Below are 17,070 nucleotides of genomic sequence, written 5' to 3'. Positions count from 1 at the left end.
GACGATCTCGCCGACCTGGTCCTCGGTGATGATCAACGGCGGCGTCAGCGCGAGGGTGTCGCCGGAGGTGCGGAACAGGACTTCGTGGTCGTGGAACGCGCTGTTGAGCGCTTCCCAGCCGCGCTTGCCGGCGCCTTCCTTGCTCGGCGCCAGATCGATGCCGGCCGTGATGCCGACGGTGCGGATGTCGACCACGTTGGGCAGGCCCTTCAGCGACATGATGGCGTCGGCCCACATGGCTTCCATCTTGTTGGCGCGCTCGAACAGCTTTTCGTCGCGGTAGATGTTGAGCGAGGCCAGACCGGCGGCGCAGGCCAGCGGATGCGCCGAATAAGTATAGCCATGGAACAGCTCGACCGCATGGGCCGGGCCGGTCATGAAGGTGTCGTGCACGGTGTCATGCGCGATCACGCCGCCCATCGGGGCCGCGCCGTTGGTAACGCCCTTGGCGAAGGTCAAGAGGTCCGGCGTGACGCCGTAGCGCTCGGCGGCGAAAGCGTGTCCAAGGCGGCCGAAGCCGGTGATGACCTCGTCGAAGATCAAGAGGATGCCGTGCTTGGTGGCGATCTCGCGCAGGCGCTTGAGATAGCCCTTCGGCGCCGGCAGCACGCCGGTGGAGCCGGCCATCGGCTCGACGATCACGGCGGCGATGGTGTTGGCGCCGTGCAGTTCGACCAGGCGCTCCAGATCGTCGGCGAAGTGTGCGCCGTATTCCGGCTCGCCCTTGCTGAAGGCCTGCTTGTCGCGGTCATAGGTGTGGGTGATGTGATCGACGCCGGCCAGCAGCGTGCCGAACATCTTGCGGTTGTTGACCATGCCGCCGACCGAGGTGCCGCCGAAGCCGACGCCGTGATAGCCGCGGGCGCGGCCGATCAGCCGGGTGCGCGAGCCTTCGCCGCGGATCTGGTGATAGGCCAGCGCCATCTTCAGCGCGGTATCCGCGGCTTCCGAGCCGGAATTGCAGAAGAACACGTGGTCGAGGCCGGCCGGCGCGAGATCGGCAATGCGGGTCGCCAGTTCGAACGCCTGCGGATGCGCGAACTGGAACGGCGGGGCGTAATCCAGCGTGTCGGCCGAATGCTTGATGGCGTCGGCGATTTCCTTGCGGCCATGGCCGGCATTGGAGCACCACATGCCGGCGGCGGCATCGAGGATCTTGCGGCCGTCGGTGGTGAAATAATGCATGTCCTTGGCGCCGGCGAGCATGCGCGGTGCGAGCTTGAACGCGCGGTTCGAGGTGAAGGGCATCCAGAACGCAGCCAGATCGTTGGGCACGTTTACGGTCTTCTGGTTCGGGCTCTTGTCTAGCATTTTAGTCCCTCATGCATTTCGCAGGCGCGGTTCAATCGAGGCGCGGAACCTATCAGCTTCCCGGTGATCCGGAAACGCCACGGTGCGGGCATATTGCGTATATTTCAGCCTATTGGGGCGGATTCGGGGAGGGCCGCGCCGCAGAGGCCGTAGCGCCAGCTTGCCGCTGCGCGCCTGCGCTGGTACGACCGCCGCCATGCAAGATACACCTGAAAAGCCGGCCAAAGCCAAAAAGCCCCAGAAGCTCCGCGCCCGCCTGCCGCGTGGTCTTGGCGACCGCGGTCCCGCGGAGATCGCCGCCACCCGCCGGATGACCGAAACCATTCGCGAGGTCTATGAGCGCTACGGCTTCGAGCCGGTCGAGACGCCGACCATGGAATTCACCGACGCGCTCGGCAAGTTCCTGCCCGACCAGGACCGGCCGAACGAGGGCGTGTTCTCGTTCCAGGACGACGACGAGCAGTGGATCTCGCTGCGCTACGACCTGACCGCGCCGCTGGCGCGTTACGTCGCCGAGAATTTTGACAGTTTGCCGAAGCCGTATCGCAGTTATCGCGCGGGTTACGTTTACCGCAACGAGAAGCCCGGACCCGGCCGCTTCCGCCAGTTCATGCAGTTCGACGCCGACACGGTGGGCTCAGCCTCGCCGGCGGCGGATGCCGAGATGTGCATGATGGCAGCAGATGCGATGGAAGCGCTGGGCATTCCGCGCGGCAGCTATGTGGTGCGCGTCAACAATCGCAAGGTGCTCGATGGCGTGATGGAGAGCATCGGCCTCGGCGGCGATGAGAATGCCGGGCGACGGCTGACCGTGCTGCGAGCTATCGACAAGCTCGACAAGTTTTCGGCCGAAGAAGTGAAGAAGCTGCTTGGTCCCGGTCGTTGGGATGGTGGCGAAGAAGGCAAGGGCGACTTTACAAAAGGCGCTGGCTTATCGATTGCAGATGCTCATATCGTTTTGGGCGTCACGGAGAAGCGTGACGATTGGAGAGAAGCAATCGCCGCTGCGGACATATATTTGGCCAAGAGCGAAACTGGCCAAGCTGGCGTTAGCGAGTTGGAAGAAATTGCGAAGTTAGTAGAGGCTTCTGGTTACGAATCTGACCGCATCCGCATCGATCCTTCCGTCGTCCGCGGCCTCGAATACTACACCGGCCCGGTCTACGAAGTTGAACTCCTACTCGATGCGACCGACGAAAAAGGCCGTCCCGTGCGCTTCGGCTCGGTCGGCGGCGGTGGCCGTTACGACGGGCTGGTGTCGCGCTTTCGCGGCGAGCCGGTGCCGGCGACCGGGTTCTCGATTGGCGTGTCACGGCTGCAGGCCGCGCTGACCATGCTCGGCAAGATCGACACCAAGCCTGCCTTCGGGCCCGTCGTCGTCACGGTGTTCGACCGCGAGCGCATCGCCGACTATCAGAAGATGGTCGCGACGCTGCGCAATGCCGGCATCCGCGCCGAGCTCTATCTCGGCAATCCCAAGAACATGGGCAACCAGCTGAAATATGCCGACCGTCGCAATTCGCCTTGCGTCATCATCCAGGGCGGCGACGAGAAGGCGCTCGGCGAAGTGCTGCTGAAGGACCTGATCCTCGGTGCCGAACTGTCGAAGCTGGAAGGCGACCGCGACGAATATCTGGCGAAGCAGGGCGAAGCCCAGGTCAAGGTCGCGGAAGCCGATCTGGTCGCAGGCGTTCGCAAGATTCTCGACAAGCACGGTGTGAAGTGGAATTAATCCGCGCACGAAAAACAAATTAACGGGAGATCGATATGCCTGAAGTCACCATCAGCCTGGCCGCCGGCCGCACCGAAGAAGCCAAGAAGCAGGTGATGCTCGACATCACGGAATCGATGGTCAAGAATTTCGGCGTCGATCCCGAAGCCGTCGTGATCCAGATCAACGAGGCCCAGCTCAACAACAAGATGAAGGGCGGCAAGACCTTCGTCGAGCGCAAGGCCGCAGCGGCGAAGTAGGCGAAGGCGCCCTTTCTTCCCCTCTCCCCCGCGCGAAGCGTCGCGCAGGGGAGCGGGAAAAAGAAGCATCACCCGAACACCGCGACGTTCTGCCGGCTGGCCATCACCGGCACGCCTTGCGCATTCCACACCGTCATCGCCTGGCTGGAATAGCCGTCGCCGATCTGTTCGGCCGCGCTGCGGACCAGCCACCAGCCGTCATCGGTCGCAATCTTGTCCGTCAGCATGTCGATGGCCCAGGTCATGGTGCTGATCGGCGAGGGCGTGGTGGTCATCGTCGAAGCGGCCGGCGGCGGCGCATCCGCCAACGCCAGCAGCGCCACCAGCGGCGAGGTCAAGGCCTGCGTCCGGTGCCGCAGCCACAATGTCATCTCGGGGCGGTCGCTGCCGCTGAACGGCATCGCGCCGCCGACATGGCGGCCTTCAAGATGTTGCACGAATTGCAGGCTGGGCGGCGCGCGGCGGAAGAAGTCCGGGCAGTCGTCGGGCGACTTGATCTGTGGCGCGGCCATTTCGCTGTGCGCGAAGGCCGAGGCCCGCGCTGCGCCGAAACAGAACATCGCACGGGTGGCGAGGCCGGCGTCGCCGATCAGGTCGACGCCGACGAACACCGTCGATTTGCCTTTGCGCAGCACACTTGGCTTGATCTGCAACTCACCGCTGGCCGGGCCGATGAAGGCGATCTGCGCCGAGCGCAGCGGCGGCAGGTCGGCGAATGAGCGCAGCGCGCCCTGCATGCACAGCGCTGACGCCAGCCCACCATAGACCGTGCGGCCCTGCAGCCAGTCGTCGCTGACCGCGACGCGCCAGCCGTCGTCGGCGGACGTCATGCTGTCCATCAGCTCGGTGAATTCGGTCATGCTGTTCCCCACTGGCGTCTCGGCGCGCTTATAGATGATTGGCGTCATCTTATAGCGGGGAGTGAGCAACCTAGCCAAGTGCCGTCGTTCCGGGATGCAGCAGACGGCGGAGCCGGCTGATGCAGGCCCGGAAACCCGAGACGTTTTGAACATCTCCGGGTTCCGGCGGCGCTTGCGCTGGCGCGCTCGCGCGCCGGAATGACAGCGAGCGGAGGGTGCAGCCAGCCGCCTCACTGTTTCGGCAGCAGGCCCTTCAGCTTTTCCATGTCCTTGATGTTCATGCGAAAGCCGCCGGGCATCACGATGTCGCCGGGGCGCTGGTCGGCTCCGCAGGCGCCGAGCCATTTGGCCTGCAGCATGACGGTGCTGTTGGGGGGCATGCCCGGCGGCGGCTTGTCGGAGCTGGAGGTGACCGTCATCGTATAGCCGGAATTGAAATCGCCGATGATCTCGGAGTGCGAGGTCAGTGTGCTGCCGCCGAAGCTGCAGACGGAATCGGTGACGTAGCCGGTGGTGGTCTTCTGGTTATCGTTCTTGGCGCAATTCTGCTTGGCCATAGGCGAGAAGTTCGCCGTCATCTGCTTGTCGGTGGCCTCGTCGGTGCAATGCTGCATCGTCACTTCCGGCGTCGCCGACCCGGCGCGGAGCATCGTCAGCTCCCACAGCCCGGCCTTGCGGGTCGGCAGTTCGACGGCGTCAGCCGCCGCAGCGGAGGCGCACAGCGCCGCCACACACATAACCGTCAGTCGCATCATGCTCCGATCTCCGGTGCAGTTCAGCCTCTAAGGTTTAGTAACGGACGCGCAGCGGCCGGTCTGACGCGCCATAGGGCACCCAGCGGCAGGCGAACGAGACGTATCCGCCGTAATAGTTCTGGGAGCCGAGGAATTTGACCACCTTGCCGTAGCGCGCGCAATGGTCGATCGCCAGGGCACGGACATCGGTCTGGCCGATCAGCCCGTTGCTGATGATGCCACCGGTGTCATTGCCCTTGAACTCGGGAACGGTGTCGGCGCGGGCCGCGCACGTCAGCAGTCCGAGCATTGCCGCCATTAGAATCGCCGGCCGAATCATTCGCATCGTCGTCTCCATCGTTCGCTGCACCTTAGAGGGCATCTGCGGCCGTGAAAAGAACGCGGGCAGCGCCCTGACGGAGTTGTGCGCCGGGTGTTGCCGTGGCGCACTTGACCTTGCCTGGGCTTCGCGGCACCGTTGGGAACCATCATCATAGCTGGCGGATTCCCCATGCGCGACCTGATCTCATCCTGGAAGAAAGCCGCCGTGGCCGCCCTCGTCGGCGCTGCCTTCGGGCTGATGGCGCTGGCGCCGACCGCGCAGGCTGCCAATCCGCTGGAATTGAATTTCGGGCTGTTCGGACCGGGTTATGAGGGCCGCGTCGCCGATTGCGCCGCTGCGCTGTCGACGATTTCGTCGCAGTTCCAGCAGAAAGAGAGCCGGTTCTGGAATTCGGAGCTGCAGATCACCGGCTTCGACCGGGTCCACGAGACCGCATTCCGCCCTTGGGCATCCGACAATATTCCGCGCCGCTATTGCAGCGCACAGGCGATGATCAACGACGGCAAGGTGCGTCAGGTCCATTACTCGATCATCGAGGATGGCGGCTTTGCCGGCTACAATCAGGGCGTCGAATGGTGCGTCGTCGGCCTCGATCGTAACTGGGCCTATAACCCCAGCTGCCGGGCCGCCAAGAAATAAGCTTCAATCATCGCGCGCTTTCGCGGCTTGAACTGGGCCTGAGCCCTGATTAGGCTCGCTTATTCTCGGCCGGGGGGCGTCATGTTGCATCATTCATTGCGAATTTTCGTAGGCGTCGGCCTGTGGCTGGCTGTGTTGGCCGGCGCTGCCTCGGCACAGGACCGTCGGCAGAATGCGCCGGGCGAGTTCGATTTCTACGTGCTGTCGCTGTCCTGGTCGCCGTCATTTTGCGAGGCGTCGCAGGAGCGCAGCAATGGCGGGCGCTCGCAACAGATGCAGTGTGGCGGCCGGCCCTATGCCTTCGTGGTGCACGGGCTGTGGCCGCAATATGATCGCGGCTTCCCGAACTACTGCCAGCGGCCCTCGCCGCGGCTCGACCGCAACATCATGACCTCGATGCTCGATCTGATGCCGGCGCCGGGGCTGATCTTCAACGAATGGGACAAGCACGGCACCTGTTCGGGGCTGGGCGCGCGCGGCTATTTCGAGGCGGTCCGCAAGGCCCGCGCCGGCGTCAGGATACCGGACGAATATCTCGACCTCGCCAGTGCCAAAACGGTATCGCCTGCGGCGATCGAGGCGGCCTTCATCAAGGTCAATCCGGGCCTTAGCGAGTCGGCGATCGCGGTAACCTGCGACCGCAACCGGCTCAGCGAAGTCCGCATCTGTCTCAGCAAGGACCTCCAGTTCCGGTCCTGCGAGGAAATCGACCGCCGTGCCTGCCGCCGCGACCAGGTCGTGATGCCCCCGATGCGATAAGGCCGATCGCGGCGAGGTTAGGCAAGCCACGCCCTTTGCCGAGTCACCCCGCATAGCGTAAGGCTGGCGCCATGAATTATCGCCATGCCTTTCACGCCGGCGGCTTTGCCGACGTCATCAAGCACCTCGTGCTGGTCCGTATCCTGACGCATCTGCGTGAGAAAGAGGCGCCGTTCCGCGTCATCGACAGCCATGCCGGCGCCGGGGTCTATGACCTCCACGGCGACGAGGCGTCACGGACCGCCGAATGGACCACCGGCATTGCTCGCGCCATGCAGGCGCGCTTCACCGAATCCACCGTGCCGTTGGTCGAGCCCTATCTCGAGATCGTGCGCTCCTTCAACAAGCCGCGCGAATTGAAAGTCTATCCCGGTTCGCCGCTGATCGCCCGCCGGATGATGCGACCGCAGGACCGCATGGTCGCTTGCGAGGTCGAGCCGACGGCGCGCAAGCACCTGATCTCTGCCCTTCGCCGCGACAAGCAGGCCCGCATCGTCGATCTCGACGGCTGGGTCGGGTTGCCGGCCTTCGTGCCGCCGAACGAGCGCCGCGGCGTGGTGCTGATCGATCCGCCGTTCGAGAAGAAGGACGAGTTCGAGCGCATGGCCTACGGCTTCGACGAGGCCTTCGCCAAATGGGCCACCGGCATCTTCGTGCTGTGGTACCCGGTGAAAAGCCGCCGCGCGACGGACGGGCTGGCGCAGCATGTCGCCGCCACCGCCGCCATGGCGCCGACGCCCGGCAAGGTGCTGCGGCTGGAATTCAGCATCGCGCCGCAGAGCGCCGAAGGCGGGCTGACTTCGGCGGGGCTGTTGATCGTCAATCCGCCGTGGAAGCTGATGGCTGAATTGAAGGCCATCCTGCCCGAACTCGAAAAACCGCTCGGGCTCGGCGGCGCCGGCCGCTTCCGGCTGGAAACCGTCAAGCCCTGAGCTTGCGCGTTTGAACTATCCGGGCACAACTACAGTTTGTTGCGCGCAATAAATCTATTTCCCCGGTAGTCAATCCGCCGGGAAGCGTATTATGCTGCCTTCATTGGGACTGGCTTTACGTTCCGCTTTCGCGAATGGAAGCGGCGGAGTGACAAGGCCTCGGTGAAGGTGATGGCGCGGGATCTTGCCGCCCGTCGAAGAAGGCCAAGCTTTCCGGCAATTGTGAAGGTCCGGTCGGTCGCGGCGCGTGAGCGTCTCGGCGGAGCAATGCGGGGAGAGGAGTTTCCCGATGGCCATGACGGGTACGATCAAGTTCTTCAACGGCGAGCGCGGCTATGGCTTCATCAAGCCGGACGATGGTGGTCGCGATGTATTCGTGCACATTACGGCGGTCGAACGCGCCGGTCTCAAGGACCTCATCGAAGGACAGCGCATCACGTTCGAAGTCGAGCCCGACAAGAAGGGCAAGGGCCCCAAGGCGGTTAATCTGGTGGTGATGGCGTAGCGCCATGGCAGGAGTTTCGTGTCCCGGACGCGGCGCAGCATGCGGTGCTGCTCCGCAAAGCCGGGACCGTACCAAACGCCGGTGCTTGGGACGGCCACGGATCAGCAGCGCACCACGTTGCCTGCGGCAGCCTGTTGCGCAGCATCCGGGGAACGAAGGTCGCGTTTTCGCACCTGCACTTAATTACACCAACAAAAAATCCCGGCCGCGCGAGCGGCCGGGAGGTTGTTGTCGCTTCGTCTTTTGCTTGGACCGGAAGTCCTTGGACTAGAAGTGGTAGTTCACGCCAAGGCGCACGGTGCCAAAGTCGAGGCCGTTCTTGCCGCCAGAGAACGCGTAGTCGTTGCTGGACAGGTTGACGTAAAGATATTCGATCTTCGCGGTCCAGTTCTGGTAGATGCCGACTTCGGCGCCGACGCCAACGGTGTAGCCGGCCGAGGTCCGCGACTGCTGCAGGCCGCTCTGCTCCATCTCCAGGCTGCCGAAGGCGAGACCGCCGGTGCCATACACCAGCACGTTGTTGAAGGCATAGCCGATGCGGCCGCGCACGGTGCCGAACCAGGGGTTGGAGAACTTGTAGTTGGCGAAGCGGTCATCGGCGCCGGTGCCCTGCATGTCGCCTTCGAGGCCGAACACCACGTTGCCGCTCTGCCAGTTGTAACCGGCGGTCACGCCGCCAGCGATGCCCGAGGGCTTGGTGCCGGAGTTGGAGACGTTGCCCCATTCGTAGCCCAGCGTACCGCCCAGATAGGGGCCGGCCCAGCTGTAGCCGTTCAGCGGCTGGTTCACGGTGTAGGGCTGCTGCTGGCGCGAACGGTAGGGCAGGTCCGCCGCCTGTGCCGAAACCACACTTGTCACCAGAACGGCGACTGCCGCGAACATTAACTTGCTCATCTCAAACTCTCCAAAAACGCTTTACTGGCCGAACCCTGTCCGTCTTTCGAACGAACCCTTAGGGTTACGGAATTCCATCTTTTCTCGGTAAAACTTATCGAGAGTTTTAGCTTAAGAGGTTCTTAACCCGGCATTTCCGCGCGTTATTGGCGTTAAAAAAGTCTTACTTTGGGCAGCCTAGCTGGAACCCAGACCTCTCGGCCCGTCGTTGCGAGGAGCCCCCGCGACGCGACAACCCAGAGAGCCGCGCGCGCCAAAAGAGCTGGATTGCTTCGTCGCAAGGGCTCCTCGCAACGACGAAACCGGGAGGCCTTTCTGGTTGGCAACTCCCACCGGCGCTGGCGATCCGGCGCGGTAACGCTTAAATCGGGGCGATGATTCAAGATCCCACCGACACGCCGCTGCTGCCGGCCGATCTCGTCCCGGAGCCCGGTTCCGTGGCTGGCGACCTGCCGCCGGCGACGGCGCCGGAACTCGATACCGACGCGGCCCCGGACGATGAGGAAGACGGCGCGCTGCCCGAGGTCGCCGAGGACGATTCCGCCGAGCCGGTCCTGGAAGGGCCGCTGGCGCTCGGCCGCGCCGCGATCGAACATGCCGTGAAGCACGCGCCGACCTCGCCCGGCGTCTACCGCATGCTGAATGCGGCCAACGACGTGCTGTATGTCGGCAAGGCCAAGAACGTGAAGAAGCGGCTGTCGTCTTATGCCCGGCCGACCGGTCACGTGATGCGGATCGCGCGAATGATCGCCGCCACCGTCATGGTGGAAATCATCTCGACCGGCACCGAGACCGAGGCGCTGCTGCTCGAGGCCAACCTGATCAAGCAGCTGCGGCCGCGCTTCAACGTGCTGCTGCGCGACGATAAATCGTTCCCCTATATCCTGCTGACCGGCGATCACTGGGCGCCGCAGATCATCAAGCACCGCGGCGCGCAGTCGCGGCCCGGGCGCTATTTCGGCCCGTTCGCTTCGGTCGGTGCGGTCAACCGCACCATCACGGCGCTGCAGCGGGCGTTCCTGGTGCGCTCCTGTACGGATTCGTTCTTCGAGAGCCGCACCCGGCCGTGCCTTCTGTACCAGATCCGGCGCTGCTCCGGCCCGTGCACCGGCGAGATCGATTTTCCCGGCTATACCGAACTGGTCAAGGAGGCCAAGGACTTCCTGTCCGGCCGTTCCCGCGCCGTGAAGCAGCAACTCGCCGGTGAGATGGAGAAGGCGTCCGACGAACTCGAATTCGAGCGCGCGGCGCTGTACCGCGACCGCCTCGCGGCGCTGTCGGCGATCCAGTCGCAGCAGGGCATCAACCCGCGCACGGTGGAGGAGGCCGACGTGTTCGCCATCCATCAGGAGGGCGGCTATTCCTGCGTCGAGGTGTTCTTCTTCCGCACCGGGCAGAACTGGGGCAACCGCGCTTATTTCCCGCGCGCGGAAAAATCCTTCACGCCGGAGGAAGTGCTGGCCTCGTTCCTGGCGCAGTTCTATGACGACAAGCCGCCGCCGAAGATGATCCTGCTGTCGCACGCGATCGAGGACGCCGAGGTGCTGGCATCGGCCTTGTCCATCAAGGGCGGCTTCAAGGTCGAGGTCATCACGCCGCAGCGCGGCGAGAAGAAGGAACTGGTGGCGCATGCGCTTACGAATGCCCGCGAGGCGCTCGGCCGCAAGCTCGCCGATACAGCGACGCAGGCGCGGCTGCTGCAGGGCATGGTGACAACGCTAGGCCTGCCGGGCGTGCCCCGGCGTATCGAGGTCTACGACAACAGCCACATCCAGGGCACCAACGCGGTCGGGGCGATGATCGTGGCGGGGCCGGATGGTTTCATGAAGAACCAGTACCGCAAGTTCAACATCAAGTCGGAAGGCCTGACGCCGGGCGACGACTACGCAATGATGAAGGAGGTGCTGCAGCGCCGCTTCAAGCGGCTGCTGGCGCCGCCGGCCGAGGGCGACGCCGCGAAGCCGAGGTCGAAGGACGACGACGTGCCGTTGTGGCCGGACCTTGTGATCATTGACGGCGGTCGCGGCCAGCTGAACGCCGTGCAAGAGATTTTCGACGCGCTGGAACTGAAGCAGGTCACCCTGATGTCGGTCGCCAAGGGGCCGGAGCGCGACGCCGGTCAAGAGACTTTGTTTATGCCCGACCGCCCGGCGATCAAGCTGCAGCCGCGCGATCCCGTGCTGTATTTCATCCAGCGGCTGCGCGACGAAGCGCACCGTTTCGTGATCGGTTCGCACCGCACGCTGCGCAAGAAGGACATCCGCGAGGCCGGGTTGCAGGAGATTCCCGGTATCGGCCCGACCCGCAAGCGGGCGCTGCTGCACCATTTCGGCACCCTGAAGGAGATCGAGCGGGCCTCCGTGGGCGATCTTGGCAAGGTTCCCGGCATCTCGGCAGAGAGCGCGCGCAAGATTTTCGACTTTTTCCATGCCCGACCGGCGGCGAGATGAACAACGTGTCATACCCCCGCTGCATGGCGGCTGTGGTTTGGTGGTAATCTATTGGCGGGCGAGGTGTGGCGGTTGACCAACGCGCCCGGGCAGTATTGGTAGAACGCATGACAGTGACCACGAGACGGACCGCAAACTCTGCGATGTCCCTGCCGAATATATTGACCTGCGCCCGCATCGCCGCGATTCCGGTGGTGGTTGGATGCGTCTACGCGCAGTCGATCATGGACGGCCCGCTGTGGTTACGCTGGGTCGCGCTGGCGGTGTTCATTGCTGCCGCGATCACCGATTTTCTCGATGGCTATTACGCCCGGATTTGGGACCAGCATTCGGCGTTCGGCCGCATGCTCGATCCAATAGCCGACAAGCTGCTGGTCGCCTCCTGCCTCTTGATGCTGGCCGCCGACGGCATCATCCACGGCTGGACACTGTGGGCTGCGATCGTGATCCTGTGCCGCGAGATACTGGTCTCGGGCCTGCGCGAATATCTCGCCGCTCTGCGCGTCAGCGTGCCCGTCACGAAGCTGGCGAAATGGAAGACCACGGCGCAGCTGATCGCGATCGGCTTCTTGTTGGCCGGCGAGGCCGGCGACCAGGTGATCCCCTTCACCACCCAGCTCGGCCTGCTGCTGTTGTGGCTGTCGGCCTTGCTCACCATCTATACTGGCTATGACTATTTCCGTGCCGGCATTCATCACCTCATCGCGGAGGATGCATGAAGGTTCTGTATTTCGCCTGGGTGCGCGAGCGCATCGGCAAGACCGAGGAAGTGATCGAGCCGCCGGCCGCCGTGACGACGGTAGGCGAGCTGATCGGCTGGCTCTCCACGCGAGGTGAGGAATACGCGCATGCGTTCGAGACGCCGAAAGTGATCCGCGCCGCGATCGACCACAGCCATGTGCGGTCCGATGCTGTGATCGCGGGCGCGCGCGAGATCGCGTTCTTCCCGCCGATGACCGGCGGCTGATCCGGCCATGACCAGCCCGGTCACCATCCGCATCCAGCAAGCCGATTTCGACGTGTCCCGCGAGATCGCCGCCTTGACGGCCAGTCGCACCGATATCGGCGCGGTAGTCTCCTTCAGCGGCATCTGCCGCGGCACCCAAGAAACTCCGGAGGGCGGCGACGCCACCACGGCGCTCACGCTGGAGCACTATCCCGGCATGGCCGAAGCGGAAATCGCGCGCCATGCCGAACAGGCGCTGGCGCGCTGGCCGCTCACCGGCCTGACCATTATCCACCGCGTAGGGAGGATCGTGCCGGGCGAAAACATCATGGTGGTGCTGGTGGCTTCCGCGCATCGCCAGGCCGCATTTCAGGCTGCCGAATTCCTGATGGACTATCTCAAGGCCCACGCGCCGTTCTGGAAGTGTGAGGAAACGGCCGATGGCGCCGGCTGGGTCGCAGCGAAGACCGATGATGACAACGCCGCTGCACGCTGGGACAAAAACTGATGGCCAAAAAGACAATCAAGAAGACCCCGGCAAAAACCGCGGCGCCGCTGAAGCGCAAGCCCGCCATCGTCAAGGCGCCGAAGGTAGGCCCCGGCGAACTGGTGACGCTGCTGGATTACGTCCGCTACGCCACCAGCCGCTTCATCGATGCCAAGCTGGCCTTCGCGCACGGCACCACCGATCCGGTAGCCGAAGCCGCCTTCATCGTCTGCGAAATCCTGCATCTGCATCCCGACCAGTTCGAGACCTTTGCGATTGCGCGCGTCACCGCCGCTGAAGGCAGGAAGATCCTCGGCGTGATTGACGCCCGTGTCGCGACGCGGAAGCCCGCGGCATATCTCGTCAACAAGATCTACATGCGTGGCCTGCCATTCTACGTTGACGAGCGCGTCATCGTGCCGCGCTCCTTCATCGGCGAACTTCTGGAATCGCATTTCAGTGGCGAGGATGGCTCGCTGATCGACGATCCCACTGCTGTGGAATCCGTGCTGGAGCTCTGCACCGGCTCCGGCTGTCTGCCGATCCTGGCGGCGCGCGCGTTCCCCAATGCGAGGATCGATACTGTCGATCTGTCGGGCGACGCGCTGGCCGTCGCCGCACGTAATATCGCCGACTACGGACTTGAGGAGCGCATCACGCTGTACAAGGGCGATCTGTTCGCCCCCGTAGGCAATACCCGCTACGACCTTATCATCACCAATCCGCCTTATGTCGATGCTCAGGGCATGGCCGACCTGCCGGACGAATGCCGGCACGAGCCGGCGATGGCATTCGACGGCGGCGATGACGGCATCGATCTGGTGCGCCGCATCGTCGAGCAGGCTGGCGATCATCTCAATCCTGGCGGCGGCTTGCTGTGCGAGGTCGGCCGCTGTCAGCCCGCGCTCGAGGATGCCTATCCCGATGCTGGCTTCCTCTGGCTCGACACCGAGGATTCCGAAGGTGAAGTTTTCTGGCTGCCGGCGGCATAACCTTTTCACACCGCACGCTTCCGTGGCTTCCACTCTGCCCGTCGACGGGTCTCGTCGGCGCGAGCTATCCCGCAAGCGTCCCATAGTCATGTTGATATCGCCCTTATGTCTTTAGACGCTTCTCACAGCGCATCCGTCCGCATCGCATGGCGCGCCGAATTCAAGGCGATGCTTCTGCTTAGCTGGCCGCTGGTGCTCACCAACCTGGCGCAGATCGCGCTCACCACGACCGATGTGATCGTGCTCGGCCGGCTCGGCCCGTCCGCGCTGGCTGCCGGCGCGTTGGGCGTTAGCCTGTATTTCGGCATCCTGATTTTCGGCATCGGTGTCATCACCGGCACCTCGCCGATGATGGCGGAGGCGATCGGTCGCCGCCGCCATATGATGCGCGATATCAGGCGCACCTTCCGGCAGGGGCTGTGGTCCGCGGTCATCATCGCCGTGCCGGCCTGGATCGTGCTGTGGCATGCCGAGGCGGTGTTGCTGGCGTTCGGTCAGGAGGCGGCGGTCGCCGCCGATGCGCAAGTTTTTCTGCACGCACTGCAATGGGGGTTCCTGCCGACGCTCGGCTTCATTGCGCTGCGTTCCTTCGTTGCGGTGCTGGAGCGGCCGCTATGGGCGCTGGTGGTGACCGGGGTTGCGATCCTGTTCAACGCCGCGGCGAACTGGGTTCTGGTGTTTGGCCATCTCGGCCTGCCGGCGATGGGTTTGCGTGGATCCGGCCTCGCCACTACGCTGTCGAATGTCTTCCTGTTCGCCGGCCTGGCGTTGGTCGTCACCTTCAATCAGAAATTCCGCCGCTATCATCTGTTCGGCCGCTGGTGGCGGGCGGACTGGCCGCGGCTCATCGCCTTGTGGCGGCTTGGCCTGCCGATCGGTGCAACGCTCACCTTTGAGATCACGGTGTTCAGCGCTGCGGTGTTCTTCATGGGCCAGTTCGGCACCGCTGCGGTGGCGGCGCATTCGATCGCGTTCCAGATCGCGTCGGCGACCTTCATGGTGCCGATGGGACTGTCGCAAGCCGCTACCGTGCGCGTCGGCCGCGCCTATGGGGCGCATGACGCCGACGGCATTACCCGTGCGGGCTGGAGCGCGTTCACGCTGTCGCTGCTATTCATGACCTCGATGAGCGTGCTGATGCTGGTGGCGCCGCGGGCGCTGATTTCGGTGTTTATCGATATTGACGCGGCTGCTAATGCGGCGGTGGTGGAACTGGCGGTGCTGTTCCTGTTCTGCGCCGCCGTGTTCCAGATTGCCGATGGCGCGCAGGCGGTCGGCGCCGGCATGCTGCGCGGCTTGCAGGACACGCGGGTGCCGATGATCTTCGCGCTGGTCGGCTATTGGGGGTTCGGTATGCCCCTGAGCCTGCTGTTCGCATTCAAGCTTGGCTTCGGCGGCGTCGGCATCTGGATCGGCCTCGCTGCCGGACTGGTCGCGGTGGCGATCGTGATGATGTGGCGATGGACGCGGCGTGAGCGGTTGGGGCTGGTGCCGGTGGCCTGAGCGAATAAACTGGAGCCCAATAAAAATGCCGCAACCTCGAAAGGCTGCGGCATTTTATTGTCTTGAAGCGATCCGTGTTCAGGAGGTCACAGGACCTTGCGGATCCAGTCGTGCGGGTCGGCCGCGCGGCCGTACTGAATGTCGACCAACTGCTTGCGCAGCCCCGTCGCCACCGGACCGCCCGTGCCGTCGCCGATCAGGAAATCGCCATTCGCGGAACACACCTTGCCGATCGGCGAAATGACCGCCGCGGTGCCGCAGGCGAATGCCTCCTTGAGCTTCCCGCTGGCGGCGTCGGCGCGCCACTGGTCGAGCGTGTAGAGTTCTTCGCGCACATGCGTGCCGGATGCCTTGGCCAGCGCGATGACCGAATCGCGCGTGATGCCCGGCAGGATCGTGCCGAGTGGCGGCGTCAGCAGCGAGCCGTCGTCGAACACGAAAAAGATGTTCATGCCGCCGAGTTCTTCGACGTAGCGGCGCTCGACCGCGTCGAGGAAGACCACCTGATCGCAGCCGTGATCCATCGCCTCGGCCTGCGCGCGCAGGCTTGCGGCGTAATTGCCACCGCATTTGACGGCACCGGTGCCGCCAACCGCGGCGCGTGTGTAGTTCTCCGACACCCAGATCGACACAGGCGCGGGTCCGCCCTTGAAATACGAGCCGACCGGCGAGGCGATGACGGCGAAGATGTATTCTGAGGAAGGCTTCACACCGAGGAAGATCTCGCTCGCGATCATGAAGGGCCGCAGGTACAGGCTGCCTTCGCCTGAAGGAATCCAGTTGCAGTCGATGCGCACGAGTTGCTCGACCGCTTCGATGAACACCGGCTCGGGCAGCGGCGCCATCGCCATGCGTTCGGCCGAATTGTGAAAACGCCGTGCATTGGCGTCGGGGCGGAACAGGTTCACGCCACCGTCGTCACGCGTGTAGGCCTTGAGGCCTTCGAAAATCTCCTGCGCGTAGTGCAGGACGGCCAAGGCCGGATCGAGCGGAAAACTCGCGCGGGATTCGACGCGCGCGTCATGCCAGCCCTTCGCCTGGTTGTAGCGCACGATAGCCATGTGATCGGTGAAAATCCGGCCGAAGCCGGGGTCCACGAGCTTGGCCTCGCGCTCCTTATCGGAGGCCGGATTCGGCGCTGGCTGGATTTCGAAACTCGACCAAATCGTGTCGTCGATCTTGGCGACCGAAACTCCCATGGACTTTCTCCCGGATTAGCCTTGGCGCCTTACGGCCGCGCTGGCTGGTTTTACGTCAAGTTCGGACAGCCCGCAAAACGGCTTTCCATGCTCCGCTGGAGCAGGCTTTGTCGGAATGCGGAAGTCCAGTATGCTTCTCAAATCGGACCTTTCGATCCAATGGGAGCGAAAGTTCTAATCTTTCACCCTGATGGCCAGTTTTGTAATATTGAACCCAAGATATGTCAATATGGCTGACGTAAATTTTTCAATGCGAGCTGCGGAGCGGGAAGGAGAGGCCTCTCCCGGCGCCCGCACGGCCGCTTTGCGCTGGGATATCATCGAGCTGTTGTTCTTCGCCTATCGGGATTTCGTCGGCGATGCCGACCATGTGCTGGAGGAATTCGGCTTCGGGCGGGCGCATCACCGCGTCATCCATTTCGTCCACCGCTATCCCGGGCTGAAGGTGGCCGATCTGCTCGACGTCCTGCGCATCACAAAGCAGTCGCTGGGACGGGTTCTCAAGCAATTGCTCGATGAAGGGTATATCGTGCAGAAGGCCGGCG

Annotated in this window: 19 protein-coding genes; 13 read left to right on the top strand and 6 right to left on the bottom strand. The window is 63.9% G+C overall.

Annotated elements, in window-relative coordinates; translation table 11 throughout:
• Positions 1–1,311, bottom strand: a 1,311-nt coding sequence (locus tag JWQ24_RS26645) for an aspartate aminotransferase family protein (protein WP_299814998.1), incomplete at its 3' end; no start/stop codon positions are given.
• Positions 1,312–1,507: 196 nt separating this feature from the next.
• Here JWQ24_RS26645 and hisS point away from each other — a divergent pair.
• Positions 1,508–3,043 carry a histidine--tRNA ligase gene (gene hisS, locus JWQ24_RS26640; protein WP_299814995.1) on the top strand — a complete coding sequence of 512 codons (1,536 nt, stop codon included), beginning with the start codon at positions 1,508–1,510 and terminating at the stop codon, positions 3,041–3,043.
• A 35-nt stretch (positions 3,044–3,078) separates the two neighbouring features.
• On the top strand, positions 3,079–3,282 hold the full coding sequence (locus JWQ24_RS26635) for a tautomerase family protein (RefSeq protein WP_299814992.1): 204 nt from the start codon (positions 3,079–3,081) through the stop codon (positions 3,280–3,282).
• Between the two features lie 68 nt (positions 3,283–3,350).
• On the opposite strand, the gene JWQ24_RS26630 is transcribed toward JWQ24_RS26635, so the two are convergent.
• The 3 genes from JWQ24_RS26630 to JWQ24_RS26620 form a co-directional block, all read right to left on the bottom strand.
• The gene (locus JWQ24_RS26630; protein ID WP_299814990.1) at positions 3,351–4,142 is read right to left on the bottom strand and encodes a thioesterase family protein; all 792 of its coding nucleotides are present in this window, start codon (positions 4,140–4,142) and stop codon (positions 3,351–3,353) included.
• 230 nt (positions 4,143–4,372) lie between these two features.
• Positions 4,373–4,894: a DUF3617 family protein gene (locus JWQ24_RS26625; RefSeq protein WP_299814987.1), complete on the bottom strand. Its 522-nt coding sequence runs from the start codon at positions 4,892–4,894 to the stop codon at positions 4,373–4,375.
• A gap of 37 nt (positions 4,895–4,931) precedes the next feature.
• Positions 4,932–5,222 (bottom strand): hypothetical protein, encoded by a 291-nt coding sequence (locus tag JWQ24_RS26620; protein WP_299814985.1) that lies wholly within the window; start codon positions 5,220–5,222, stop codon positions 4,932–4,934.
• A gap of 165 nt (positions 5,223–5,387) precedes the next feature.
• On the opposite strand from JWQ24_RS26620, the gene JWQ24_RS26615 reads away from it, so the two are divergent.
• The 4 genes from JWQ24_RS26615 to JWQ24_RS26600 all read left to right on the top strand — a co-directional run bounded on the left by JWQ24_RS26615 (position 5,388) and on the right by JWQ24_RS26600 (position 8,054).
• Positions 5,388–5,858 carry a hypothetical protein gene (locus JWQ24_RS26615; protein ID WP_299814983.1) on the top strand — a complete coding sequence of 157 codons (471 nt, stop codon included), beginning with the start codon at positions 5,388–5,390 and terminating at the stop codon, positions 5,856–5,858.
• 81 nt (positions 5,859–5,939) lie between these two features.
• The gene (locus tag JWQ24_RS26610) at positions 5,940–6,617 is read left to right on the top strand and encodes a ribonuclease T2 (RefSeq protein ID WP_299814981.1); all 678 of its coding nucleotides are present in this window, start codon (positions 5,940–5,942) and stop codon (positions 6,615–6,617) included.
• A gap of 71 nt (positions 6,618–6,688) precedes the next feature.
• Entirely contained in the window at positions 6,689–7,549 is an 861-nt protein-coding gene (gene rlmJ / locus JWQ24_RS26605; protein WP_299814979.1) for a 23S rRNA (adenine(2030)-N(6))-methyltransferase RlmJ, read from the top strand.
• Positions 7,550–7,838: 289 nt separating this feature from the next.
• A complete protein-coding gene (locus JWQ24_RS26600) occupies positions 7,839–8,054 on the top strand; it encodes a cold-shock protein (protein WP_299814977.1) in 216 nt (71 codons plus the stop codon).
• A gap of 267 nt (positions 8,055–8,321) precedes the next feature.
• Here JWQ24_RS26600 and JWQ24_RS26595 read toward each other — a convergent pair whose 3' ends face one another.
• A complete protein-coding gene (locus JWQ24_RS26595) occupies positions 8,322–8,948 on the bottom strand; it encodes an outer membrane protein (RefSeq protein WP_299814975.1) in 627 nt (208 codons plus the stop codon).
• A gap of 374 nt (positions 8,949–9,322) precedes the next feature.
• Between JWQ24_RS26595 and uvrC the strand changes: the two genes are divergently transcribed.
• The 6 genes from uvrC to JWQ24_RS26565 all read left to right on the top strand — a co-directional run bounded on the left by uvrC (position 9,323) and on the right by JWQ24_RS26565 (position 15,326).
• Positions 9,323–11,398, top strand: a complete 2,076-nt coding sequence (gene uvrC / locus JWQ24_RS26590; protein ID WP_299814973.1) for an excinuclease ABC subunit UvrC — start codon at positions 9,323–9,325, stop codon at positions 11,396–11,398.
• Between the two features lie 107 nt (positions 11,399–11,505).
• Positions 11,506–12,117 (top strand): CDP-diacylglycerol--glycerol-3-phosphate 3-phosphatidyltransferase, encoded by a 612-nt coding sequence (gene pgsA / locus JWQ24_RS26585; protein ID WP_299814971.1) that lies wholly within the window; start codon positions 11,506–11,508, stop codon positions 12,115–12,117.
• A complete protein-coding gene (gene moaD, locus JWQ24_RS26580) occupies positions 12,114–12,365 on the top strand; it encodes a molybdopterin converting factor subunit 1 (RefSeq protein ID WP_299814969.1) in 252 nt (83 codons plus the stop codon). Before pgsA ends, moaD begins: the two co-directional genes overlap by 4 nt.
• Positions 12,366–12,372: 7 nt before the next feature.
• Positions 12,373–12,852 carry a molybdenum cofactor biosynthesis protein MoaE gene (locus tag JWQ24_RS26575; RefSeq protein WP_299814967.1) on the top strand — a complete coding sequence of 160 codons (480 nt, stop codon included), beginning with the start codon at positions 12,373–12,375 and terminating at the stop codon, positions 12,850–12,852.
• Entirely contained in the window at positions 12,852–13,823 is a 972-nt protein-coding gene (gene prmB, locus JWQ24_RS26570) for a 50S ribosomal protein L3 N(5)-glutamine methyltransferase (RefSeq protein WP_299814965.1), read from the top strand. The genes JWQ24_RS26575 and prmB overlap by 1 nt, the downstream gene beginning before the upstream one ends.
• 105 nt (positions 13,824–13,928) lie before the next feature.
• Positions 13,929–15,326, top strand: coding sequence for an MATE family efflux transporter (locus tag JWQ24_RS26565; protein ID WP_299814963.1), 1,398 nt, complete (start codon positions 13,929–13,931; stop codon positions 15,324–15,326).
• Between the two features lie 86 nt (positions 15,327–15,412).
• On the opposite strand, the gene JWQ24_RS26560 is transcribed toward JWQ24_RS26565, so the two are convergent.
• The gene (locus JWQ24_RS26560) at positions 15,413–16,525 is read right to left on the bottom strand and encodes a branched-chain amino acid aminotransferase (protein WP_299814961.1); all 1,113 of its coding nucleotides are present in this window, start codon (positions 16,523–16,525) and stop codon (positions 15,413–15,415) included.
• Between the two features lie 250 nt (positions 16,526–16,775).
• On the opposite strand from JWQ24_RS26560, the gene JWQ24_RS26555 reads away from it, so the two are divergent.
• The coding region (locus JWQ24_RS26555) for a helix-turn-helix domain-containing protein (protein ID WP_299815001.1) at positions 16,776–17,070 on the top strand (295 nt) is incomplete at its 3' end.

Origin of the sequence: Tardiphaga sp., assembly GCF_028290495.1 — a bacterium.
In the GTDB taxonomy this organism is placed as follows: Bacteria; Pseudomonadota; Alphaproteobacteria; order Rhizobiales; family Xanthobacteraceae; genus Tardiphaga.
This window is presented reverse-complemented; position numbering and strand designations above follow the sequence as displayed.